This window comes from Candidatus Enterococcus leclercqii (genome assembly GCF_009933135.1).
Lineage (GTDB): Bacteria > Bacillota > Bacilli > Lactobacillales > Enterococcaceae > Enterococcus_C > Enterococcus_C leclercqii.
This window is the reverse complement of the sequence record NZ_MAEH01000015.1, coordinates 1-24,490: the sequence shown is the minus strand read 5'-3', so window position 1 is coordinate 24,490 and position 24,490 is coordinate 1. Positions and strand designations below refer to the sequence as shown.

Here is a 24,490-nt window from a genome sequence, read left to right as displayed (position 1 = left end):
GACTGTTAAGTTGAAAAGCGGCAGTCCGAGCCCAATCTTTTGACAAACCCGCGTTTTCGATAGAAAATCATAAGTGAACCACGCTGTAAGTTTATCTGATTTTCGTAGTGAAAAAAGGAGGAAGCAACACATGACAGTAAAAGTAGGTATTAATGGTTTTGGACGTATCGGTCGTTTGGCTTTCCGTCGAATCAAAGAAGTTTCTGATGATATTGAAGTAGTCGCAATCAACGATTTGACTAGTCCAGTGATGTTGGCACAACTGCTGCAATTCGATTCCACTCATGGCACTTATCCTGGAACAGTAACTGCGACAGAAGATTCTATCGTAGTTGATGGGGAAACAACTCGTGTTTATGCTGAACCGGATGCCAGCAAGATTCCTTGGGTGAAAGAAAACGGTGTGGATATCGTTTTGGAATGTACGGGTTTTTACACTTCTGAAGAAAAAGCCAAAGCCCATTTGGATGCCGGCGTTAAACGCGTTGTTATCTCAGCTCCAGCTGGTGCAATGAAGACCATCGTTTACAATGTCAACGATGATACTCTGACATCAGATGACAAGATCATCTCTGCCGGTTCTTGTACAACAAACTGTTTGGCACCGATGGCTTATTTCTTGAATAACGAATTCGGTATCAAAGTTGGGACAATGACCACAGTTCATGCGTATACTTCTACACAAATGCTGTTGGACGGCCCAGTACGCGGCGGCAATCTGCGGGCAGCCCGCTCAGCAGCCGACAATACTATTCCACATTCTACTGGTGCAGCCAAAGCAATCGGTTTGGTTATTCCTGAATTGAATGGCAAACTGCAAGGTCATGCACAACGGGTGCCAGTAGTAGATGGGTCATTAACTGAATTGGTAACTATCTTGGATCGTCAAGTAACTGCTGATGAAGTCAACGAAGCAATGAAAAAACACACCATTGACAACCCATCATTTGGTTACGACGATCGTCAAATCGTTTCCGGTGATGTAATTGGTACGACACAAGGTTCAATTTTTGACCCAACACAAACTGAAGTGACCTCAGCTGGTGAATTCCAACTGGTGAAAACTGTTGCTTGGTATGACAACGAATACGGCTTTACTTGCCAAATGATTCGTTTGTTGGAAAAATTTGCTAACTTGTAAGTCGATAGGTATTTGAAGCGGTAGCGCCCATCAGCGCTGCCGCTTTTTTAAGTAGCAAAGAAACAGTTTTGAAATGGATGGAAAGTGAGGGATATCTTTCTTCTGCTTTTTTGACAGAGAAATTAATGGCTGTCAGACAAGCGGGCTTTTTTTCGACCCTTTTTTCAGAGGGTTAGGATGATCAGGAAAAGTCAGATTCACCCGATTGTTTTCAGAAATTTTCTGCTGTCCGAGACGTTAAAACAGTGAAACGAGGCGCTGCGTGCTATAATTTTTTTATAAACAAGGAAAGGAGGAGTATAAGATGAGAAAATATATTGCAGAATTTATGGGAACGCTCTTATTGGTCTTTTTAGGAACTGGGACAGTCGTAATTGCTAAAGGAGATACCTTGGCGATTGGTTTGGCCTTTGGTTTGGCAATCACCATCATGGCAATTGCGGTAGGAGGTGTCTCTGGTGGGAATTTCAACCCAGCCGTGACATTAGCGATGGTGCTCAACAAACGTTTGGCATTAAAAGATGCTGTGGGTTACTGGATTTCACAATTTCTAGGAGCAACAGTTGCTGCGGCACTGATCCGCTACTTTGGCAGTATGTTGGGCTTGGCTAAAGATGCGATGGGACAAACTGATTTCACCAATATCAGTGCGTTGGATGCTTTCATCGTTGAAGTAGTAATCACCTTTATCTTTGTTTTCGTAATCTTGATGTCCACCAGTGCCAAATATGGTAACGGCAATTTAGCACCGTTTTCTATTGGGTTGGTTTTGGGCTTCTTGATTATCGTGGCATTGAATCTCACCGGCGGTTCATTGAATCCGGCCCGTAGTTTTGGTCCGGCAATCTTTGCTGGCGGCGATGCGTTGAAACATTATCCGGTCTATCTATTTGCGCCACTGGTAGGGTCAGCATTGGCCTCAATTGTCGCAAAAGTGACTGGTTCAGAAGATCCGGCTTAATTAATGAAATAAAAAACACCGTCGACCTGAAAAAGGCGACGGTGTTTTTTTGCAATCAGTTTGCCGGCGTAACTTAAATATCGTATTTGGTGCCCCGCTTTGCAGGTTCTTGATCGGGGGCAGGTTTTGCAGCCGGTGCTTTTGGTGCAGCATGACGAGGTTCAGCGGCTGCTTCCGGTTTTACAGTAGGAGATTTTGGTGTAGCAGAAGTTGGCAGGGTTTCTTTTTCCTCCAATGCGGCTACTAGTTCTCGGTTGCCGCTGCGAGTGGACATGGAATCATTGATTAAAGAGACGAGATCCAGTCCAGTTGTTTCTTTGATTGTGTCAAAGGTTCGAGCCAAACCAGCTTGGCCCATTTCAGGCAGTCCGTCGCCAGAGCCGAAGCTGACCACTTTGTCGATGTTGGACAGTGGTGCGTTGACTTCTTTGGCGATTTCCGGCAGAACTTTGATGAATTCCATCAAAATCCCTGCTTCGTTGAGCTTGGTAAGGGCGATGGCCATCTTTTCGCGACTTTCGGCTTCGGCTTGACCGATTTTGGCGATCTTTTCAGCGTCAGCAGCCCCCAGTTTCTCGATCCGTTCAGCTTCCGCATGGGCAGCCAGGCGAACTTTTTCGGCTTCGGCTTCCGCATGGGCGATTTCACGAGCTTTGTCAGCCAGGGCATTTTGTTCTACAACGTACTTATCAGCTTCAGCCTTTTTGCGAAGAGTGGCAGTCAATTCTTTTTCTGCCAATTCCGCTTGTTTGGCTTGGATTTCGATGTTCTTGTCTTGCTCGATGAGGTTGACCTTCATTTTTTCTGCCACTGCGATTTGTTCCGCTTGGGCTTGGGCGACTTCTTGCTCTTGTTGATACTGGGCTTGTTTTAAGGCCATATCTTTGTTGGCTTCCGCAATTTCTGTCTTACGGCGAATTTCTTCGTGCTGAGCCAACTGTTCGTTTTCTGCTTGCTTAATCCGAGTTTCACGCAAAGCATTGGATTCGGCGACTTCTGCATTTTTCTTCACTTCGGCAATCTGTGGTCGACCTAATGCATCCAAGTAACCATTGGGATCAGATACGTCTTTGATGGTGAAAGAAACGATTTCCAGCCCCATTTTTTTCAAGTCAGTAGAAGCTACGTTTTGGACTTGTTCGGCAAAGTCATCTCGGTTTTTATAGATGGCTTCGACGGTCATCGTTCCGAGAATCGCCCGCAAGTGACCTTCCAATACTTCTTTTGCTTCGTCTTCTAATTCATCTGTGGATTTGCCCAGGTATTGTTCGGCGGCTGTTTTGATAGCTTCAGTCGAGTTGCCGACTTTCACCAAGACAGTCGCAGAAGCCTTGATGGGAACTCCTTGCTCGGTATAAACTTCTGGCGTGCCAATCTCTAACTTGTGGGTCAGCAAGCTCAGTTTGTGGGCTTTTTGGATGATGGGGATCACGAAAGTCCCGCTGTTTTTCAAAATCTTGATGCCCTCTTTCCCCAGAAGAGAACCAGTGACGATTAGTGCTTCGTCGGGTTTTCCGATGCGGTAGCGGACCATCAAAAAGACCAATAGCGCTACGATCAGGATGATAATCAACAAAATTGGATTTAAAATCATTTCTTCCTCACTCCTTCTTTTCTCTAACTGAAAAGCCAAAGCTAATCAGCGATAAAACTCTTGCTTTGCACAACCAAAGCGATGCCCCGCTCATCAAAATCAATGATCAGGACCTTGGTACCAACCGGGAGCAGCAGCCCGTTTTGGGCGTCTGCTTCGTTGTACAAACGGGCTGGATGAACCGACCGTGCCTCACCAGAACCAACTTCCATCACTTCACCAAGGGCGGTGCCGTGGATTTTTTCGGTCAACTCACCCAGTAAATAGTCGTCACTTGCTGGGACGTTGCTCGTGTTTTTGTCGGTAAGGCGGTTGTACAACAACATAAAAGGTGCTAGCAACAGGCTGAACAATAGGTAAACGACGGTAGCCAAAAGTAGGACCAATAAAAGCCAAACCAGCAGTTGACCAAAAGACGGCAACCAAGCGATTTGACTATTGATCCATTCGATAAGATTTCCCATGGAATATACACCTCGTTTTTTCAAAAATCTCCCCGTAGTTAAAAAAACTCCGGGGAATCCTTTTTGCGCCTGTAACAGTTTCCCGTTATGTTTAACAATATGATAGGACAACTATGACGACGCTTCAAGTAAAATCTGACGGGAATTTATAGAAAATGGTCTGATTTAATGAATCCCTAATTTTTGTCATTGAAAGCCTTTCATGGAAAAATGATTTATAATATAGGAAGCATCTTTTTTCTTCAGCTTTTTACTTCTTTTCGATGGAAGTTTAAAGAAAGTGCCAAAGCTGACGAAAGTGGTGGAAAGGGGAAACCAGCTTTTCAGGGAGACTTTTTTCAGATACAATGGGAACTGTCATAAAAAAATAAACAAAAAGGAATGAAGTAGATGTCACAATTACCAAACTGCCCCCAATGCGGCTCAGAATACACTTACGAGGATCGCGGGTTGTTCGTTTGTCCCGAATGCGGTCACGAGTGGAGTGAGGCGCAGTCAGTTGAACAAGAGAGCGGCCTGGTAGTCAAAGATGCCAATGGAAACCTGTTGCAAGATGGCGACAGCGTGACGGTTATCAAAGATCTGAAGGTCAAAGGTGCGTCAGGTCCCATCAAACAAGGAACAAAAGTAAAAAACATTCGATTGGTAGAAGGCGATCACAACATTGATTGCAAGATCGACGGCTTCGGTGCGATGTCTTTAAAATCGGAATTTGTTAAGAAAAACTGATTTCACAAAAAGTTCATCTTCCAATTGTAAACTGACAGTAACGGATCACTGGAAAAAGTTTATGCTAGTTTTGAAATAGCGAAAGTTTACAAAAACTTTTACCTGCTGATTCGCCAATAACAAAAAGATGAGGTGTTCAATCATGTATGGAATGGGATATGGCTTTGGCTTTTTCGATGCGACCATTGTGCTAGTGTTTATCGGAATGGCGCTTTCCATGGCGGCTTCTGCCTATGTCAACAGCACCTTTCGCAAGTATGACCAAGTCAAAAGTGCCCACAACGTCACGGGAACGCAGGCTGCCCAATACATCCTGCGTAACCAAGGGATTACGAATGTCGGTGTTCAGCAGATTGCCGGCGATTTGACAGATAATTACAATTCTGGCAACAAGATGCTGAGCTTGTCTCAGGCTACCGCCCAATCGACATCAGTAGCTGCAATCGGTGTAGCTGCCCATGAATGCGGGCATGCAGTGCAAGATGCTAAAGGCTATTTTCCATTGCGGTTGCGGGCTGCTATCGTTCCCGTGGCAAATATTGGTTCTTCTTTAGCGATGCCGATTATATTGGTGGGACTTTTGCTACGGACCCAGACATTGGTAGAAATCGGCTTAGTCGCGTTTTCGCTGGCCTTTTTATTCCAAGTCGTAACGTTACCGGTGGAGTTCAATGCATCTCGCCGTGCGTTGGCGATTTTGGGAGAAGGCGGTTTGCTGACACCAGAAGAGCTGCCCCAAGCACGCAAAGTACTGGTAGCAGCAGCGTTGACGTATGTGGCAGCAGCAATCAGTACCCTGTTGCAACTGTTGCGTCTCGTTTTACTTTTCGGTGGTCGCAATAACGACCGTTGAGATAGTCACCTGTGGCTCCGGTACCTCTAGGGGTGTCGGAGCCTTTTTACATAGCTAAACAGCAACTGGGGCCGTTTGGCAAAAGGGTTATCGTGGCGAAAAGTTGATTTTAACTTTGCTGCAGATAGTATGAGAAAGGGTGAGTGAAGGATGAAAATAAGCAAAAGTTTATTGCTGCGGGCAGTTTATGCTACAGTTGGGGTCTTGATTTTGGGCTTTGGTGCGACGATTTTAAGAGAAGGAAATGTGGGGATGGATCCATATACTTCTGCCAATATTGCCATCGGGGGACTATTTGGTCTCTCACTAGGGGTCTATCAGCTGGGCCTCAATTTGGTCTTTTTGGCAGTGATTTTTATTTTCGGACGCAAGTACATCGGCTTTGGAACAGTGGTAAACATGGTCTTTACCGGATTCTTCATTGACATGTTTACAGCTCTCTTCGATAAATTCGGCATTCACGCGGAGACTTTGCCAATGAAAATCGTCTTTCTGGTAGTAGGGACCTTGATCTTTACGTTTGCAGTTTCACTTTATACCGGTGCCAATCTGGGAGCTGCGCCTTACGATGCTTGTGCACCTACCATCGTGGATCACACGGGCTGGCCTTACCGGATTGTGCGTATCATCCAGGACGTCACCTTTACCTTGATCGGATTCTTTTTTAAAGGACCAATCGGAGTTGGAACCTTTATCAATGCCTTTTTGACCGGGCCATTGATTACGTTTTGGAACGAAAAAGTAACTGGTCCATTGATTGCCAAAAGTTTGGCAGCTATCGATAAGAAATGAAAGCCACTCACTGACTGAGTATCAAAAAAGCAGGTATCAAAAAAACGCCAACCAAACTATTTGACCGAGTCTTTGAAGGAGAAGCGAAAGTCTTCAAACGACCGTGTCCAATAGTGGTTGGTGTTTTTTATGGAATAGCGGAAGGTTTTTTCAATTATTGAATTGAATTATTGGTCGCTCTTTGTAAATTTTGGAGCGAACTTGTTGAACAGCCACCAGTTGAATAACAAACCAACACATTGAAAAAGACCCAATAGCAGGGTGACGGCGGAATTTTCGTCACTGTTCTTCATAAAGGTGACTATAATCAGTGCCAAAAGGAGCAGTAAAAAAACGCAATTCCCTAAAAGGACCAATTTACTTTTCATAAGATTGCCTCCATTTTCATAAGTAGAAACAGCCAGATAACTTCAGGATAAATGACAGTGCTTTACTTGAGTATACTCTCGTAATAAAGCGCTGTCAAACGAGTTTAAAGACGAGGGACTTATCGATTTTTTCGAAGGGTTATCGCTATTAGATTGCTGAGGAAGCAGATTTTAAGTGGTTTGCTTATTGCTAAAAGCGGCGGCTGTAGTCGTGAAACCAGCAAAAAACCTCCGGCAATTCCGGAGGTTCGGTTATTATTAAAGAACGTTGCCGATGAAACTTTCAAGCTTGCCCTTCAAACTGTCAGTAGCTTCTTTGACATTTTCTCCGTAGACGGAAATTTGTTTGCGGCCGTCTTTGATCTTGCCCATGACATTCATCAGTGAGTCCAAGTCATCGTCGGAGAGGTCGTCCACCACAGACATCAGTTTTTCGTTACCATTAAACTTATCATCAACGAATTTTTTTACTTGGTGCCGGTTCTTCTTGTGACGGATCACATCTGCCAGACTGTCGGAAACGATGGCTGCCGAGACGATGCCGGCAACAGCTGCAACACTTAAACCGATAGCTACTTTTGTCGATGTTTTCATGAAAAAACCTCCTAAATGATCTGTTTTGTCGCAGCGATTACAGTTAAATACAATGTTTCTCTGCGACCAGTTTACCTACTCTTTTATGATAGCATAGGGGGGATTTTTAGGATAACGATAGGCACTTGAGCCTTTTTTAAAGACAAGCTGCATGTTGACAAGAAAGCAGGTATCTCCACTGACTGGTTTTCTTACGCTTAGGGAGAATGGGGTCAATTAATAAATTTTAAATAGCAGCTGCAACTAAAAACCCCCGAAAACACGCTTTATCAGCAGAATGTTTTCGGGGGTTTAACCAAAGAGAAAGTGGATCACGGAGTAAAGCGCAGTCCTTTAGGAAAGAAATTTTTGACAACACCTTGGACTTGTTTACCAAAACCAACCGGAACTGAATCAACTGTCAACAGTACCCAACCGTCGTTGCCGGTAGCTGGAAAAGTCTCGCCGGCTACGTATTTTTGCCAGTCGGCAAGAGTGATAGCTAGACGTTTTTCAGTCGCAGTTGGCTCAATAGCCAGGGCTAAGTTGTAAGCAGGTTCCAGTCGGTTCTTTTTGACAGCAGCCATTTGAACACCGCTGCGAAGAACTCGGATACCTGTCAAATCCGGCGCCATTTCCGGTATCCACCAGAGGTACTCTCCGAAAAGCTGGGGACTGCCGGCAACACTGGGGGCTGGGAAGACCTTGGTGAAGTTCTCCCAAAGTTTCTGCAGATCTTTGGATAAGCCGGGGGAAAGTTTTTTGCCCGGCTTTTTTTGCGGCTTGGTGGGGGGGTTATCGCCATGAAATTTGAGCTTAGCAGCAAAATGACCCTCTCCTTGACCTTTATGGGGCCATAAGCGAATGGTTTTTTCCAGTCCCGGAACATTTCCCCATTCCGGGCGTCCTGCTGAGGTTCCGGCAATCGTCAACGGCTCGATGGTCAATGGGAAGCTAGTCACAAGCCAACTGATGATTTCCTCGTTTTCTTCTGGAGCAAAGGTACAGGTGGAATAGATGAGTTCGCCTCCAGTGACTAACATTTGGATCGCGGATGCTAAAATTTCCTTTTGACGAGCAGCACACAAGCTGGGGGTGTCTGCCTGCCACTCGGTGAGCGCAATAGGGTCTTTGCGGAACATTCCTTCACCGGAACAAGGAGCGTCTACAACGATTCGATCGAAAAAGCCACTAAAATGCGGAACAAGTTCTGCCGGAGCATGGTTGGTAACGATGGTATTGGCGGCACCCCAACGTTCGAGGTTTTCCGAAAGAATCTTAGCTCGTTTGCCGAAGATTTCGTTTGAAACTAAGAGCCCCTGGTTTTGTAATTGCGCAGCTAGTTGTGTAGATTTGCCACCAGGAGCGGCACATAAATCCAATACTTTTTCACCGGGGCGTGCTGCTGCCACTTGACCGACAATCATGGCACTGGGTTCTTGGCTGTAGACATAGCCTGCCTGATGTAGCAGACTGTGCCCACTGATTGTCCCCAGCCAGCTATTTTCTCCAAAGGGGGCGGGAATTCTCTCTTGTGGCCCGTATTTGTCTAGCATCTGTTCAAAATCGGGTTTCAAAGGGTTGACTCGGTAGGCTTTGATCGGTTTTCCTTGTGTCAGTTCTTCAAAAAAAGGCGCAGCTTCTTCTCCCAAAAGAGCAGTATATTTTTCAACGAATGCTTGTGGCAGTTGCATCGACTCATTCCTTCCTGATTTTTCCTTCAAAAAAGCCTCTTCCGGCAAAAGAAGAGGCCATTGTCGTGTTACATCATAAAATATCAACTGCAGTCTGGCAAGTAGCGGCAATAATCGCGCTCACATTTCTTCGTCGCTGTCTGTGGCAATCGTATTTTGTGGCTGATAAATCGGCAGCTGTCGGCGACTAAAGATGACGAATAAAATCAATAGAATAATTAAAAGTAGCCCAACATTCAGGAATTTAGCTGCTTCTAGAATCCATTTTTCTTTCTGAGAAGCTGCGATATACGTGGTGATGGACAAAAGCGTATTTTGAGGTAAGCCGCGCCAAAAGATTAACCCAGACAACATCAGCATCAATGCAAATTGATGCAGGAGACTACCCTCATTTTGAACCATGGATTTGGCAATCAACCGCTGACTAAAAGGTAGTGTAGGTATAGCAAAGTGCTGTTCGTTGAGCCATGCCGAACAAATGCTGCGAAAGAAACTTAAAAGAAAGAACCCCACCCACAATGTTGGCGGCCACAAAATCAGTAGGAAGCCCAACATCTGTCCACCGAGAAACAACTGCGGTGCACGAGGGCGTCCCCATCGCCGCAACAGCCTGCCTCGTACTAAAAGCCCCACCATCATACCCAAAATATAAGGAAGAAAAACAACAGTCGGAACTCGTGAACCACCAAAAACGGTACCTACATACATAGAGCCAAAAAGGAATAAAAAGTTACCTATCATTCCATTGACAAAAGTTAAACTGTTGAGCCAAAAAGGCAGCTTGCGATGAGGTCGACGAAGGGTCCCAGCAATCAAAAGCAATATGAACAAGCCGCAAAAGCCAATTAATGCTAAGTCGATAGTTGTAATCTGGGTCAAACTGCGACCGACCCGCAGAAAGAACAAGAGCAGGAAAAAAGCGACAAACAAAAGTAATTCTCGTTTACGCAAAGTCCGTAGCCGAATACCGGCAAATTTCAGATCAAAATGAGGGGAGTGAGTCACCGTATGATAACAGGCGACAAAAAAGATAGTATAAAGCCCAAAAGAAAACGTGCGACCCGCCACACTTCCTACCGACAAAGTCAGAAATAATAAGAGCGCCAGCAGAAAACCAGCAAAATAGTAGGCAGCACGCATTGTCGGACTGCCATTTGATTTTTCATAACGATCCACTGTCAGTTTGGCGGGTAAAAACCAGGCAGCAGCCAGACCCAGCGCAATGGCTGCAACTGAATAGAGAGCCGGAAACAAAAAGCCTAAAGTACCTACCAGCGAGCCACCACAGCCCAACAAAATGGCAATCATCCACAAGGTGTAACTGTCGACTCCAGTTGGTAATACCCGCAACAAAAAGATGCCGGTCATTCGCAAGGTGTAGAACAAGACAAAAGGCAAAATACTGCCCCAAGTGAGGCCATCGCTATAATTCAAAAAAAGCAGGTAAGGCAGAAAGCTTAGTGTGTTTCCTAAAAGAAAAGGGGTGCTGCGGGAAAACAGCCGCAGAAAATCCTTGAGATAGTTCATTGATAGGTGACTCCTTTTATGCTGCTGTTCAACGATTGCAAAAGTTTCTGACAAATTCTAAATTTTTCTTAAGTTTAGCATTGTACCTGCAGCCTGTCCACGTCAGACGCCTGCTTCGGTAGATAAAAAAAGATGCTATGTTCCAACTGAGACGATCACAGAGAGAAACAAGCGAGGATAAATTGGTTCTGAAAATGTGGCGAACCTTTTCTTAAAAAAACGTCCGTTACAAGTGAGGGCGTTTTAATTTCTAAAAAAAGCAGTAGCACACGAAAAAAGTAGGAATACTGAAAAACACGTAATCAGCTGTTTTGATGCCACTCTGCCACTGAAAATGATTATCACTGAGAATGGAGGACAAATTGTGATGAAATGCACATTCTTCTTGGGAAATTTGATAAAATAATTTTGAAAGCGCTACAAATATCGTTAGCCAGATTTTTATTTATACGGGGAGGGACTATTTCACGATGAGCGGACAAACAGTTGCTTTTGAATTCATCGAGACGCAAAGTCAGTTCGATGAGCTACAAGAAGTTCTGCAGCGGCTGCAGAGCCAGGCGGGTGGACAGATGCCAGCGCTACAGGAGGCACAACGCATCTATGGCTATCTACCGATTGAAGTCTTACAGCGGATTTCCAAAGAATTGGCAGTGCCTTTGGAAAAACTTTACAGCACAGCGACCTTTTATTCTCAGTTCACCTTTATCCCGCGGGGCAAATACACTATTAGTGTATGTATGGGAACTGCCTGCTATGTAAAAGGAGCCGGAAATATTTTGGATTCTTATGAGACCAGTCTGGGTATCAAAGCTGGCGAGACCACCGATGATCGGCTATTTACTCTGGAATCTTGTCGCTGCATCGGTGCCTGCGGATTGGCCCCGGTATTGACCGTCAATGAAGAAGTTTACGGCCGACTGACCACAAAAAAAGGCGATAAAGTGTTGGCGACCTATCTGAAAGAGAGCCAGGCCTGAGCGCCGAATAAATCTAGAAAACGAGGATTCGATTATGAAAAATTGGCAGGAATTGAATGAACTGCAAAAACACTATCGACAAAAGGTCGCGATCCGTCTGGATGAAGGGGAAGGGACTGCCCTTGACACTAAAAAAAGAGAGATCGTCGTCTGCGCCGGGACTGGCTGTTTGTCTTCCAAGAGTCGGGATTTCATCGACACCATGAACAATGAACTTATGGCTCACGGATTATCAGAGGAGGTCAGCGTAGTCGCCACTGGCTGCTTTGGTTTGTGTGCGCAAGGGCCCATCGTGATTGTTCATCCAGAAGGCACATTTTATCATCAGGTCCAGCCCAAGGATGCCAAAAAAATTGTGGAGAAGCATTTGATTGGTGGTGAGCCCATCGAAAAGATGCTCTATCATGATCATGAAACCAAAGAAGTCATTCGTAAACTGATGGATACGCCTTTTTACCACAAACAAGAACGGGTGGCGCTGAGAAACTGTGGGCGCATCGATCCGGAAAAAATCGAGGAATATATCGCTTTTGACGGGTATCAGGCACTGGCTAAAGTCGTTCACGAATATTCACCTGAAGATGTCTTGGAGCGACTAAAAGTCTCTGGTCTAAGAGGACGTGGTGGTGCTGGCTTTCCAACTTATATGAAGTGGACCTTTGCTAAAAATAGCCCGGGTGATCAAAAATATGTCGTCTGCAATGCCGACGAAGGAGATCCTGGTGCTTTTATGGACCGTTCTGTTTTGGAAGGAGATCCCCATGCGGTGATTGAAGCGATGGCGATTGCAGGTTATACGATTGGCGCCAATCAGGGCTATGTCTATGTACGGGCAGAATACCCTACGGCCGTCAACCGTCTGGAAATTGCAATCCAACAAGCCCGAGAGTATGGCCTGTTAGGCGACAACATCTTCGGCACCAATTTCTCCTTCCAACTGGATATTCGGTTAGGCTCTGGGGCGTTTGTCTGCGGAGAGGAAACGGCCCTTTTAGAAAGTATTGAAGGTCGGCGGGGCGAGCCACGACCGCGACCACCTTTTCCGGCTGTCAAAGGACTTTTCGGCAAGCCGACAACTGTCAACAATGTGGAAACTCTGGCCAATATTCCCCAAATATTTGTCAAAGGTCCGGAATGGTTTGCAGCCATGGGGACCGAAAAATCAAAAGGAACAAAAGTCTTTGCCCTCGGTGGCAAGATTCAAAATACCGGCTTGGTGGAAATCCCAATGGGGACCACACTGCGGGAGATTGTGGAAGATATTGGTGGTGGAATCCCTGACGGAAAAGCCTTTAAAGCTGCCCAAACGGGGGGACCTTCTGGCGGTTGTATTCCGGAAGAGCATTACGACGTGCCCATTGATTACGACAATCTGATGGAAATCGGCTCGATGATGGGTTCTGGCGGACTGATCGTGATGGACGAAGACAACTGCATGGTGGACATCGCCAAATTCTTCTTGGAATTTACTGTAGAAGAAAGCTGTGGAAAATGTGCGCCATGTCGAATCGGGACCAAACGTCTTTTGGAGATCTTAGACAAGATTACGATGGGCAAAGCGACGATGGCAGATCTAGACAAGATGGAGGAGCTCTGCTACCACATTAAAGAAAATTCCCTATGCGGTCTTGGTCAGACTGCGCCAAATCCGGTGTTGTCTACCTATCATTACTTTAAAGAGGAATATTTGGCTCATGTGCAGGACCGCCGTTGTCCAGCAGGAGTCTGTAAGAACTTGATTCAATATAGTATCGAGCCAGAAAAATGTACCGGCTGCAGCGCTTGTGCCCGGATTTGCCCAGTGTCGGCAATCTCTGGTGAAGTCAAAAAAGTCTACGAGATCGATCAAGAGACCTGTATCAAGTGTGGCTTGTGTAAAGATACCTGTCGTTTTGATGCCATCTACGTGCATTAGGAGGGAGCACTGCTATGAATAAAATCGAAATCTTCATCAATGGGCAATCCTGCTATGCCACAGAAGGCACGACTATTTTGCAGGCAGCACGGGAAAACAACATCGATATCCCAACGTTATGTTATCTGAAGGAAATTAATGAGATTGGTGCTTGTCGCATCTGTGTCGTAGAAGTTGAAGGAGCCAAGAACCTGGTTACGGCTTGCGTGTATCCCATCAGAGAAGGTATGAAAATCGTTACCAACTCCCAACGCGTTTTTGATTCTCGCAAGCTGACACTGGAATTAATCTTGTCCACCCACGAACGCAAGTGTCTATCTTGTATTCGCAGTGGCAATTGTGAGCTGCAAAAACTTTGTAAAGAGTTCAATGTTGATGACGAAGATTACTACAATGGTGAAAATAACGAATGGGAATTTGATGATTCTGCGGTCCATATGGTGCGAAATGACAATAAATGTATCCTCTGCAAGCGCTGTGTGGCGGCCTGTGACAAATGTCAGGCAGTCGCAGTCATCGGAGCCAACGATCGAGGCTTTAACACCCATATTGGTTCGGCTTATGAACTGGGACTGGGAGAAGTGGCTTGCATTTCTTGCGGACAGTGTATTGTCGTTTGTCCAACCGGTGCCATTCACGAAAAAGACCAGACGGATGATGTGTGGCGAGCCTTAGAAGATCCTCGGAAATACGTAGTCGTGCAAACAGCGCCGTCCATTCGTGTGACCCTTGGGGAAGCTTTTGGAATGCCAATCGGGACCAATGTCGAAGGAAAGATGGTGGCCGCACTGCGCCGTTTAGGATTTGACAAGGTATTTGATACAAACGTTGCAGCTGATTTTACTATCATGGAAGAGGCCAACGAATTTATCGAACGTGTGAAAAATAATGGCCCGTTCCCGCTGTTCACCTCTTGTTCACCAGGGTGGGTCAAGTATTGTGAGTCTTATCATCCGGAAATGATTCCGAATCTTTCCAGCTGTAAATCTCCTCAGCAAATGTTTGGCGCGCTGACCAAGACCTGGTATGCCGAAAAGATGGGGTTGAATCCGGCAGATATTTTCGTGGTTGGCATCATGCCTTGTACGGCTAAAAAATTCGAAGTAACCCGTGAAGACGAAGCAGCAGCGGGCTTTCCTGATGTGGATGTCGCATTGACTACGCGGGAGTTGGCTCGCATGATCGACAAGGCCGGGATTCAATTCCCTTATTTACCTGATGAAAACTTTGATAACCCACTGGGAGAAGCGACTGGTGCCGGTTATATCTTCGGCGCGTCTGGTGGCGTGATGGAAGCTGCATTGCGGACGGCTGTCGAACGCTTAGTCGGAGAACACGCGGCGCCGCTGGACTTCACCGAGGTTCGAGGCATGTCCGGCATCAAGGAAGCCACGTATCGCATCAACGGCGAAGATATCAATATCGCTGTCACTTCCGGAATTGGCAATGCCAAACGACTGCTTGAAGAAAAGATCATTCCTGGTGAAAAAACCTATCACTTTGTGGAGGTCATGGGCTGTCCGGGCGGCTGCATCAACGGTGGTGGTCAACCAGTCCAACCCGCTTCGGTTCGTAATTTTGTCGACTTGCAAGGGCTGCGGGCACAAGCACTCTACACAGAAGACGAGCGAAAGAAACTGCGGCGTTCCCATGAAAGCCCAGTAGTCCAACGACTGTATGAAGAATATCTGGGGGCACCTGGCAGCTTGAAAGCCCATCACCTGCTGCACACGAGTTACCATGAACGAATGGAAGTTCAGTAATCTCTTAATCGAAAATTTGCGCAATCAGGCCTGGCATTAGTGGCTGCTAGTTCAAGAAAAGTTAAAAAAGGTGAAACCACCGCTAAGGGTCGTTTCACCTTCCATGATAAAGACCTGTCGGCACCATGTCGGAGTATAATCCGCCGGTGCCGCGTCTTTTGTAATCAATTTCAATAATTGCGGGTTAATTTGTGGCTTTTCTATTGGCTGGTTGTCTTTTGAAAATCTTAGCCAACTGTGGAATCACCAAACAAGCAACCCCGCCGCCAATCAGGGCAGTGATTAATTGTGGGAGACTGAACATCTTCGCCAGATTTTGTTTAGCTGGTGCAGGAATATTGTCAGACATCGGTGCGACGATTTGCACCACTAATAGCCACAACACAGTGAATTTCAATAGTGCGCCCGCCACCGCAGCAGCAATTAGCCGAGGGTATTGCTGATGGCCCAGCTTACCTAACAGCAGCCACCATACCACGATCAAAACGGCATTGCCGGCCATGATGCAGGCGATGATTTGAGGAAATTGTGGTCCGATTCCAAAGATAAAAGCAAAGATTGGTGACAGACAGGCGACAGTCAAGCCGCTAGTCAGCCCTGCCAGTGTGACGGTTAGAATCAAGAGCAGATTCACTAGGCTTCCGGTGACAAACTGACCCATGCCGCCAGTTGTCGCTTGGACAACTACAATCAATGCAATCATGATGGCAGTCTGAGTAACCCACAGAGCGTTGCTTTTAGTACGTTTGTTCATAGCTTGCGACAGTTTCTTGCTGGGCAAGAAAAATGTCTTTCACTTCCTTTCTGTCAGGTGTCGGACGACCTTAGTGTCCGGCCCTACTAGCGGAGGCGCACCCCCGAAATGTTTTTTAACATCACTATTGTATCAAATAAAAGCGCCTTCATGTGAATAAATAAACAAATTTATTTCAAAGTTGTGCTCCTCTACCCAGTGCGGATTTCGGCAAACAGAAAAAGAAAGTTCGATAAAAATGCAAAAAATACCCAAAAAATCTGTTCAGTTATACACAGAAATGAAGTATTATAGAATCAGGTAAAATCTACTTAATTCTATTTTATGTTTTAAATCTGGCTGATTTAAGCCGTGAAAGAAAATTCAAGGAGGAAAAGTCAAATGACAGTAGCAAAAATCGTTTACGCAAGTGCAACAGGAAACACAGAAGGGATCGCAGAATTTTTGGAAGAACAATTCAAAGCATTGGATGTCGATGTGGAATTGGTGGAAGCTGATGATGCCGATGAAGATACCTTTGAAGATGCTGAAATCTGTGTAGTCGCAACATATACGGATGGAGATGGCGAAATTCCCTTCGATCTGGAAGACTTCTTTGAAGAACTGCCAGAACAAGAATTGGAAGGCAAGGTCTTCGGTGTTGTTGGTTCAGGAGACAGCGAACTGTACCCGGATTACTTCTGCCAAGCAGCTATTGATTTCGATGAAGCATTTGGCAAAACTGGTGCGAAAAAAGGCGCAGAAGTCGTGAAAATCGAAAACGCCTATGACGATGAAGACGAAGAAGGACTGAAAGCTTTCGTCAAAGCAATTGTTGAAGCTATCGCATAACTTTTAATAAAGATACGACTGTCGGGGGAACGGTTCGACGTATCGAACGGTTAGCGCAGTCACACAGAGAAAAAAGGGAACTTTTCACTTGTTTAAAATCACAGAAAAGACAGAGTTGAATCCAATTGAATTTGAAATCTACGTGGAGGCACCTCGGATTGCACAAAAGGCCAAAGCCGGCCAATTTGTGATCCTGCGCATCAACGAACATGGGGAGCGGATTCCGTTGACCGTGGTGGATACTGATCCAGAAGCGGGCTTGGTCCGTTTGATCTTCCAAGTAATCGGTAAATCCACCGCCGAATTGGCTGCATTGCAGGCCGGTGATAGCCTCGCCGATCTGGTAGGGCCATTGGGCAAGGCGACAGAAATTGAAAACTACGGCACCGTCCTCTTAGTAGGCGGTGGTGTGGGGATTGCGGCTTTGTTTCCGATTATTAAAGCTTTGAAACAGGCGGGAAACAAAGTCATCAGCATTTTAGGAGCTAAAAATCGCGACTTGATGATTTTGGCAGAAGAATGCGGCAACTATTCCGATCAGCTGATCTTGATGACTGACGACGGTTCACTGGGCCAAAAAGGTCTGGTGACCGATGCCATGAAGCAAGTATTTGCAACTGAGACCATTGATATGGCTTGGGGGATTGGTCCAAGTATCATGATGAAGTTCTGTACCTTGACAGCACAAGAAGCCGGCGTACCAATTTACGTTTCATTGAATCCAATCATGGTGGATGGCACGGGAATGTGCGGCGGTTGCCGGGTAACGGTGGACAACCAGATCAAGTTTGCTTGTGTGGATGGTCCGGAATTTCTCGGTGCCGGGGTTGACTGGGACGAGTTCGTCAACCGGATGGGCCAATATAAAAACGAAGAGACCGTAGCTAACGAAGATTATGAAAAGAAGGTGACACAACATGGCTAAGCGCAGTTATACTAAAACGCCCATGAAAGAACAGGCACCCGACGTTCGTAACAAAAACTTTTCGGAAGTGGCTTTGGGCTATACGTTGGAGGAAGGACAGTTAGAAGCAAGTCGCTGTCTGCAATGTAAAAATGCGCCCTGTATTCAAAACTGTCCGGTGATGATCGATATCCCAGGCTTTATCAAACAAATCGAAGAAGGTAACATGCAGCAAGCTTCCGAGATCCTCAGCAAATATACCAACCTGCCAGCTATCTGTGGACGAGTTTGCCCACAAGAAAAGCAGTGTGAAATGGTGTGTCGCCTGGGACAATCGAAGAAATTTGAGCCTGTAGCTATCGGGAAACTGGAACGATTAGTTGCCGATTGGGCGCTGCAACAGCCCATCGAAAAATTAGATATCGCTCATGACAAAGGCAAAGTAGTGGTCATCGGATCCGGACCTTCTGGATTGACCGCAGCCGGTGATTTGGCGAAGTTGGGCTATGAGGTTAAAATCTTTGAAGCCCTTCACGCTCCCGGTGGGGTATTGACCTACGGGATTCCGGAATTTCGGTTGCCTAAGCGGATTGTTCAAAAAGAGATTGAACGCATTCAAGCTACCGGAGTTGAGATTGAGACCAATGTAGTGGTAGGAAAAACCATCACGATGGATGAAATCATGGCTGAATACGATGCTTGTTACCTCTCAGTAGGTGCAGGTGCTCCGAATTTCATGGGAATTCCTGGGACATCGCTAAACGGTGTCTATAGCTCCAGTGAATATTTGACCCGCATCAACTTAATGAAGGGCTATGAATTTCCAAGATATGATACACCCGTCCAAAAATCCCGCAATGTCGTCGTGATTGGCGGCGGAAATGTGGCGATGGATGCCGCTCGTTCTGCTAAACGATTAGGAGCAGAAAACGTCTCTATCATCTACCGCCGTTCCCGTGAAGAATTGCCGGCTCGGGAAGAGGAGTATCATCACTCTGTGGAAGAAGGCATCAATTACCACTGGTTGACCAATCCGGTGGAATACATCAATGACGGTACTGGGAAATTACAGGCTGTCAAATGTGTCAAAATGGAATTGGGTGAACCGGATGCGTCCGGCCGCCGTCGCCCGCAAGTAATTCCTGGCAGTGAATTCATCGTGGAAGCCGATACTGCAATTGAAGCAATCGGGCAAGGGGCCAACCGGGTCCTTTTGGATACCTTCCCTGAACTGGCACTGAATCGTTGGGGCTACATTGAGGCTGATCCAGAAACTGGCGCAACATCGATTCCGGGAGTGTTTGCCGGCGGAGATATCGTGACTGGGGCAGCGACTGTTATCTTAGCCATGGGTGCCGGGAAAGTGGCAGCGGATCAGATTGACAAGTATGTTCAAGAACAAAAAGCAAAAATCACTGTCTGAGTCCAGGCAGTGATTAGCGGCTGAGAAGATCCTGGGACAACTGGTGATCTTCTCTGACCGCAATGCATAAATGGGGAGTTAGAGAGTCAAGTGGAGTAAGCGCTTACTGGCTTGTGTAGTCAAAATAAGCCAGCACTGACTTTGATAGTACCGCTCAGTCTGACGGTATCAGCCGAAAGACTGCAAATCACAAGCGAGGTGACAGGTTACATGAAGAAAATGAAAACGATGGATGGGAATACGGCAGCAGCGTATGTCTCCTATGCCTTTACCGAAGTCGCAGCCATCTATCCAATCACACCAAGTTCTACCATGGCAGAAGTCGTGGATGAGTGGGCCAGTGTCCACGAACAAAAGAATATTTTCGGGGAAACCGTTAATTTAGTTGAAATGCAATCAGAGGCGGGGGCTTCCGGTACCGTTCACGGGTCATTAAAGACCGGTGTTTTAACCACAACATATACTGCCTCTCAAGGGTTATTGTTGATGATTCCCAACATGTTCAAAATTGCAGGGGAACTATTGCCGACTGTTTTCCACGTAGCAGCTCGTGCTGTTTCCACCAATGCGCTGTCGATCTTTGGCGACCACAGCGATGTGATGGCTGCCCGCCAGACTGGCTTTTGTATGCTGGCTGAAAGCAGTGTGCAAGAAGTTATGGACTTGTCGGCAGTGGCACATTTGGCTTCAATTGAAGGCAGTTTGCCCTTTATGAACTTCTTTGACGGATTCCGCACTTCTCATGAATTGCAGAAAATCGAAGTCCTAGACTACGAGGATCTCAAAGATATGATGAACTGGGAAGCTTTGGCAGAATTCCGTAAACGGGGGATGAATCCGAATCATCCGACAGTCTCCGGCACTGCACAAAATCCGGATATCCATTTCCAACAAAGAGAAACTGTCAATCGTTATTACGATGCCATGCCGGCAATTGTTCAAAAATACATGGGCAAAATCAACGAGCTGCGAGGCACCAATTACGATTTAGTTGATTACTATGGCGATCCTGAAGCAACAGAGGTCATCATTTCCATGGGTTCAGCTTCACCGACGATTCAACAAACCGTGGCTTATTTGAATGAACAAGGACGGAAAGTTGGACACATCAATATCCACTTGTATCGGCCATTCCCAACAGAAAATATTTTGGAAAAACTGCCGAAAACTGTTGAACGCATTGCTGTATTGGATCGTACCAAAGAACCAGGATCCGACGGTGAGCCATTATTACTGGATGTACAGTCCATCTTGTTCCGTCATGAAAACCGTCCAATCGTAATCGGCGGCCGCTACGGAATTGCTTCAAAAGATGTGACCCCAGACCAAATCATTGCCGTGTATGATCATTTACGAGTGCCGGCAGATCAGCTGCGCTATCGTTTCACATTGGGAATTAATGATGATGTGACTCATTTGAGCTTGCCGCAATTGCCAACCATGGACCTGACTCCGGCTTCCACTTTCCAAGCAAAATTCTGGGGCTTTGGTTCTGATGGAACAGTCGGCGCTAATAAACAAGCCATCAAGATCATCGGGAACAATACCGATATGTACGCGCAAGCCTATTTTGCTTATGACTCCAAAAAATCCGGCGGGATCACCATTTCTCACCTGCGTTTTGGTGAAGAACCGATCTTGTCCACCTACAATGTGGAAGCGGCTGATTATATTGCCTGCCACAACAGCGCCTATATCCATCAGTATGACCTGCTGAAGGGATTAAAAGATGGCGGAACCTTCTTATTGAATACGGTTTGGGATGAAGAAAAAGTTAAACAGCACTTGCCGAAGAAATTGAAAAAATACATTGCTGAGCATAATATCAATTTTTATATCATCAATGCGATGGATATTTCCGTGAAAAATGGTTTGGGACGCCGGATCAATACCGTGTGTTCGGCTGCCTTCTTTGAAGTGACAGATATCATGGATCGCGACACCTTCTTACCACTTCTGAAGCAAGAAGTTGAAGCAGCCTACGGGAAAAAATCACGCAAAATCGTGGAAACCAACTGGGCAGCCATCGATGAAACTTTTGCTGCGTTGGTGAAAGTTAATGTTCCAGCAGAATGGAAGGATATCGTCTTGACTGAAGAAGCAGCAGGTACAGATAATCGGCCTGCTTATGTGAAGAATATCTTAGATCCAATCAATCGCCAAGAAGGCAATGCTTTGTCTGTGGGGGATTTGATTGATAATGGGATGCTGGGTGGCGAAATGCCAATGGGAACTGCTGCTTTTGAAAAACGCGGCATTGCGTTGGAAGTGCCGGAATGGCTGCCGGAATCCTGTACCCAATGTAATGAATGTGCGTTTATTTGTCCTCATGCGGCCATCCGGCCATTTATGGCAGATGAAGCGGAAATGAAGGAAGCGCCTGCTGGTTTTATCACCCGTGATATGAAAGGTGCAGACGGTATCCAATATCGCATCCAAGTGTCGGTAGAAGACTGTACTGGTTGCGGTCTGTGTGTGGAAGCTTGTCCGGCTAAGGAAAAAGCCTTAGTCATGAAGCCTTATGATGCGATGAAAGACGAAGCGATGAATTGGGCATTTGCAATGACCTTGCGTCAAAAAGCCAATCCATTCAAACTGGGTTCAGTGAAAGGTTCACAGCTGGAACAACCGCTGATGGAATTTTCCGGTGCCTGTGCAGGGTGTGGCGAAACACCTTATATCAAGCTGTTAACCCAACTTTACGGCGACCGCATGATGATTGCCAATACAACCGGCTGTTCCTCTATTTGGGGTGGCTCATCTCCAGCAACACCTTACACAACCAATGCCGATGGTCGTGGTCCCGCGTGGAGTAACTCGCTATTTGAAGATAACGCCGAATACGGGTTGGGGATGTACATTGCCAATGAAACCAAACGCAAACGCTTAGCAACGGCAATTTCCAAAGTTTTAGCCGAAGCAAAAGGCACCATTGAAACACAAAATCTATTGGAAGACTGGTTAGAACACGTTCATGAAGGAGAAGGCACTCAGCAGCGGGCAGCAAAAGTCATTGCAGCTTTAAAAGCGGAGACTGATCCGGATATGCAAGCTCTCTTGGCGCATGAAGACATGTTTGCCAAACCGTCACAATGGATTGTCGGGGGCGATGGCTGGGCCTATGATATCGGTTATTCCGGTATTGATCACGTACTGGCTACTGGTGCCGATGTCAATATCTTTGTAATGGACAATGAGCTTTACGCCAATACAGGTGGCCAGATGTCCAAAGCAACGCCAACTTCTGCGATTGCCAAGTTTGCAGCCGGCGGGAAAAAGAATAAGAAAAAAGATCTCGGGATGATGGCTATTGCTTATCAAGATGTCTATGTGGCGCAAATCTCTATTGAAGCCAATCAGATGCAGACTATTAAAGCCATTATGGAAGCTGAAGCTTATCCGGGACCTTCACTAATCATCGGTTACACACCATGTATCAACCATGGGATTAGAGGCGGGATGTCTAAATCCATCGAAAATGCCAAGGCAGCAGTGGAATCTGGTTATTGGCAGTTGTATCGTTACGATCCACGCCTGCGAGACAAAGGCAAAGATCCGATGCGTATCGACTTCAAGAAGCAAGATTTCAGCAAGATGACCGCCTTTATGGAAAATCAAGTGCGCTTCTCTGCGTTGCGGAACATCAAACCTTCCGAGGGAGAAGTAGATGAAATGCTAGACCAAACCGTTAAAGACATGGAAGAACGGACACAGGTCTACAGCCAATTGGCAGACTTGAAGAAATAAAGCAACTTTTTAGGATTCAATAACTACAGTCGAACCGGCCTTAAAGCGTATTGCTTTAGGTCGGTTCTTTTGTCTCATATATAGAAGAAAAGAGCAAAGCCGACAGGTAAGAGTGACAGACCGCACGTCTTTAGCGAGGTCAGCTTCTAGCAATATGAAAAATCCAGCGGTACCGAATGTCAGAGGTTTCATTTTCAAAACAGCTGCACGTTGCTCTGAAAAATTTGATATACTACCCAAAGAACAGAAGGATCAGCGGAGGTTGAAATGGTAGAAAAAGTCAGTAGCTTGACGCAAGCAGAAAAAGAAAGCTTTATGCAGCTGGCAATTGCAGAGGCACGCAAAGCCGAAGCCATCGGTGAAGTTCCGATTGGCTGTGTACTAGTATTGGACGGAAAAGTGATTGGGCGAGGACACAATCGCCGAGAAGAAACACAAGATGCTACCGCCCACGCAGAGATGTATGCGATTCGAGAAGCCTGCCAGTGGATTGAGAGCTGGCGGTTGGAGCGCGCACAGCTCTTTGTCACTTTGGAACCATGTCCCATGTGCAGTGGCGCAATGCTCTTATCTCGGGTGGAGGAAGTATATTTTGGCGCCTATGATCCCAAAGGCGGCACTGCTGGAACATTTATGAATCTATTGGAAGATCAACGCTTTAATCATTGGTCGTATGTGGAAGGTGGAATCTTGGAAGCGGCCTGCGGACAATTATTATCAGATTTTTTTCGTAAAATTCGAGAAAAGCAAAAAGCCCGCAAGCAGGCCCGTAAGGCGGAAATTGCAGCCAAAAAAGCGTATCAAGCCAACAATTCCCAGTTGAAGATACAAGAGGACCCAAAAGTTTCAGAATAATTTGTGGCGAAAAAGACTAGCCAGCACCGAAATTTTGGGGTATACTAGTTTTTGCCGAAAGGCTAGGACAATGGTTGGCTTGTGAAGCGTGTCAGATCCGGAAGGAAGCAGCACTAAGCGAGCGCAGCCATGTGTCCGATACATATGCTGAAAACCGACTTTCGAGTCGGTTTTTTTGTGCATTCATCATTCATTAAAGTGAAAAAAGTTTTTTATACAATCTTTTGTTTGATCTTCAAAGCTGTTTGTTCGGTATTTAATGTATTCTTCCATAAAATAAAGAAATCGACGGATGAATGATCTGAAATGACGAACAAAGTCTAAGTGATGAGTTGTATGCGTGTAGGAACCATGAAAAAAAGAAAGAGAAAAGCCTTGACCCGCTCTTTAAGAAATGGTAAATTAATCAACGTTGACGACGAGAAAGTCTCGTAGAAAACTTCTTGAAAATCAATTCAAAAAAGTAGTTGACACTGGTAACTAAGCCTGTTAAACTAACGAAGTTGCCGCTTGAAAGCACAACCTGTTTTTGAAAAAGTCGCGCCAGTCGCGAAAAAACTTTTTCAAAAAAGTGTTTGACTTTTAAAAAGCAACGTGATATGATTTAAAAGTTGACGGCGAA

18 protein-coding genes, 1 other RNA gene and 1 pseudogene are annotated in these 24,490 nt (G+C 45.9%); 14 read left to right on the top strand and 6 right to left on the bottom strand.

The annotated features are described in order from the left end of the window. The first annotated feature begins 130 nt into the window (after positions 1 to 130). Both gap and BAU14_RS09690 read left to right on the top strand, forming a co-directional pair. The gene (gene gap / locus BAU14_RS09695; protein WP_161899911.1) at positions 131 to 1,141 is read left to right on the top strand and encodes a type I glyceraldehyde-3-phosphate dehydrogenase; all 1,011 of its coding nucleotides are present in this window, start codon (positions 131 to 133) and stop codon (positions 1,139 to 1,141) included. A 304-nt stretch (positions 1,142 to 1,445) separates the two neighbouring features. Continuing rightward, positions 1,446 to 2,102: an MIP/aquaporin family protein gene (locus BAU14_RS09690; RefSeq protein ID WP_161899910.1), complete on the top strand. Its 657-nt coding sequence runs from the start codon at positions 1,446 to 1,448 to the stop codon at positions 2,100 to 2,102. 193 nt (positions 2,103 to 2,295) lie between these two features. Here the strand turns inward: BAU14_RS09690 and BAU14_RS09685 are convergent. Next, positions 2,296 to 3,696: pseudogene (locus BAU14_RS09685) on the bottom strand (flotillin family protein); the annotation flags it as partial. Between the two features lie 41 nt (positions 3,697 to 3,737). After that, the gene (locus BAU14_RS09680; protein WP_161899909.1) at positions 3,738 to 4,160 is read right to left on the bottom strand and encodes a hypothetical protein; all 423 of its coding nucleotides are present in this window, start codon (positions 4,158 to 4,160) and stop codon (positions 3,738 to 3,740) included. Between the two features lie 390 nt (positions 4,161 to 4,550). Between BAU14_RS09680 and BAU14_RS09675 the strand changes: the two genes are divergently transcribed. From BAU14_RS09675 to BAU14_RS09665, 3 genes are all read left to right on the top strand, one after another. Further along, positions 4,551 to 4,889: a zinc ribbon domain-containing protein YjdM gene (locus tag BAU14_RS09675; protein WP_161899908.1), complete on the top strand. Its 339-nt coding sequence runs from the start codon at positions 4,551 to 4,553 to the stop codon at positions 4,887 to 4,889. A 142-nt stretch (positions 4,890 to 5,031) separates the two neighbouring features. Beyond that, positions 5,032 to 5,742, top strand: coding sequence for a zinc metallopeptidase (locus tag BAU14_RS09670; protein WP_161899907.1), 711 nt, complete (start codon positions 5,032 to 5,034; stop codon positions 5,740 to 5,742). Between the two features lie 150 nt (positions 5,743 to 5,892). Further along, positions 5,893 to 6,534 (top strand): YczE/YyaS/YitT family protein, encoded by a 642-nt coding sequence (locus BAU14_RS09665; RefSeq protein WP_161899906.1) that lies wholly within the window; start codon positions 5,893 to 5,895, stop codon positions 6,532 to 6,534. A 626-nt stretch (positions 6,535 to 7,160) separates the two neighbouring features. On the opposite strand, the gene BAU14_RS09660 is transcribed toward BAU14_RS09665, so the two are convergent. The 3 genes from BAU14_RS09660 to BAU14_RS09650 all read right to left on the bottom strand — a co-directional run bounded on the left by BAU14_RS09660 (position 7,161) and on the right by BAU14_RS09650 (position 10,696). Further along, positions 7,161 to 7,496, bottom strand: a complete 336-nt coding sequence (locus tag BAU14_RS09660) for a hypothetical protein (protein ID WP_161899905.1) — start codon at positions 7,494 to 7,496, stop codon at positions 7,161 to 7,163. A gap of 311 nt (positions 7,497 to 7,807) precedes the next feature. Continuing rightward, positions 7,808 to 9,169 (bottom strand): RsmF rRNA methyltransferase first C-terminal domain-containing protein, encoded by a 1,362-nt coding sequence (locus tag BAU14_RS09655; RefSeq protein WP_161900032.1) that lies wholly within the window; start codon positions 9,167 to 9,169, stop codon positions 7,808 to 7,810. 120 nt (positions 9,170 to 9,289) lie between these two features. Further along, a complete protein-coding gene (locus BAU14_RS09650; protein WP_161899904.1) occupies positions 9,290 to 10,696 on the bottom strand; it encodes a hypothetical protein in 1,407 nt (468 codons plus the stop codon). 470 nt (positions 10,697 to 11,166) lie between these two features. On the opposite strand from BAU14_RS09650, the gene BAU14_RS09645 reads away from it, so the two are divergent. Genes BAU14_RS09645 through BAU14_RS09635 form a run of 3 tightly spaced genes read left to right on the top strand, consistent with a single transcriptional unit; the run spans position 11,167 to position 15,354 of the window. After that, positions 11,167 to 11,676: a complex I 24 kDa subunit family protein gene (locus BAU14_RS09645; RefSeq protein WP_161899903.1), complete on the top strand. Its 510-nt coding sequence runs from the start codon at positions 11,167 to 11,169 to the stop codon at positions 11,674 to 11,676. 34 nt (positions 11,677 to 11,710) lie between these two features. Next, entirely contained in the window at positions 11,711 to 13,591 is a 1,881-nt protein-coding gene (locus BAU14_RS09640) for an NADH-quinone oxidoreductase subunit NuoF (protein WP_161899902.1), read from the top strand. Positions 13,592 to 13,605: 14 nt separating this feature from the next. Next, positions 13,606 to 15,354, top strand: coding sequence for an NADH-dependent [FeFe] hydrogenase, group A6 (locus tag BAU14_RS09635; protein ID WP_161899901.1), 1,749 nt, complete (start codon positions 13,606 to 13,608; stop codon positions 15,352 to 15,354). A 184-nt stretch (positions 15,355 to 15,538) separates the two neighbouring features. Here BAU14_RS09635 and BAU14_RS09630 read toward each other — a convergent pair whose 3' ends face one another. Then, positions 15,539 to 16,108: an ECF transporter S component gene (locus tag BAU14_RS09630; RefSeq protein ID WP_161899900.1), complete on the bottom strand. Its 570-nt coding sequence runs from the start codon at positions 16,106 to 16,108 to the stop codon at positions 15,539 to 15,541. A 381-nt stretch (positions 16,109 to 16,489) separates the two neighbouring features. Between BAU14_RS09630 and BAU14_RS09625 the strand changes: the two genes are divergently transcribed. From BAU14_RS09625 to ffs, 6 genes are all read left to right on the top strand, one after another. Continuing rightward, the gene (locus tag BAU14_RS09625) at positions 16,490 to 16,939 is read left to right on the top strand and encodes a flavodoxin (RefSeq protein ID WP_161899899.1); all 450 of its coding nucleotides are present in this window, start codon (positions 16,490 to 16,492) and stop codon (positions 16,937 to 16,939) included. A gap of 88 nt (positions 16,940 to 17,027) precedes the next feature. After that, on the top strand, positions 17,028 to 17,864 hold the full coding sequence (locus tag BAU14_RS09620; protein WP_161899898.1) for a sulfide/dihydroorotate dehydrogenase-like FAD/NAD-binding protein: 837 nt from the start codon (positions 17,028 to 17,030) through the stop codon (positions 17,862 to 17,864). After that, entirely contained in the window at positions 17,857 to 19,266 is a 1,410-nt protein-coding gene (gene gltA / locus BAU14_RS09615) for an NADPH-dependent glutamate synthase (protein ID WP_161899897.1), read from the top strand. The genes BAU14_RS09620 and gltA overlap by 8 nt, the downstream gene beginning before the upstream one ends. Before the next feature lie 210 nt (positions 19,267 to 19,476). Next, positions 19,477 to 23,013 carry a pyruvate:ferredoxin (flavodoxin) oxidoreductase gene (gene nifJ / locus BAU14_RS09610; protein ID WP_161899896.1) on the top strand — a complete coding sequence of 1,179 codons (3,537 nt, stop codon included), beginning with the start codon at positions 19,477 to 19,479 and terminating at the stop codon, positions 23,011 to 23,013. A 267-nt stretch (positions 23,014 to 23,280) separates the two neighbouring features. Continuing rightward, a complete protein-coding gene (tadA, locus tag BAU14_RS09605) occupies positions 23,281 to 23,868 on the top strand; it encodes a tRNA adenosine(34) deaminase TadA (RefSeq protein ID WP_161899895.1) in 588 nt (195 codons plus the stop codon). A gap of 60 nt (positions 23,869 to 23,928) precedes the next feature. After that, positions 23,929 to 24,013, top strand: an RNA gene (gene ffs / locus BAU14_RS09600) — signal recognition particle sRNA small type. Positions 24,014 to 24,490 lie beyond the last annotated feature (477 nt).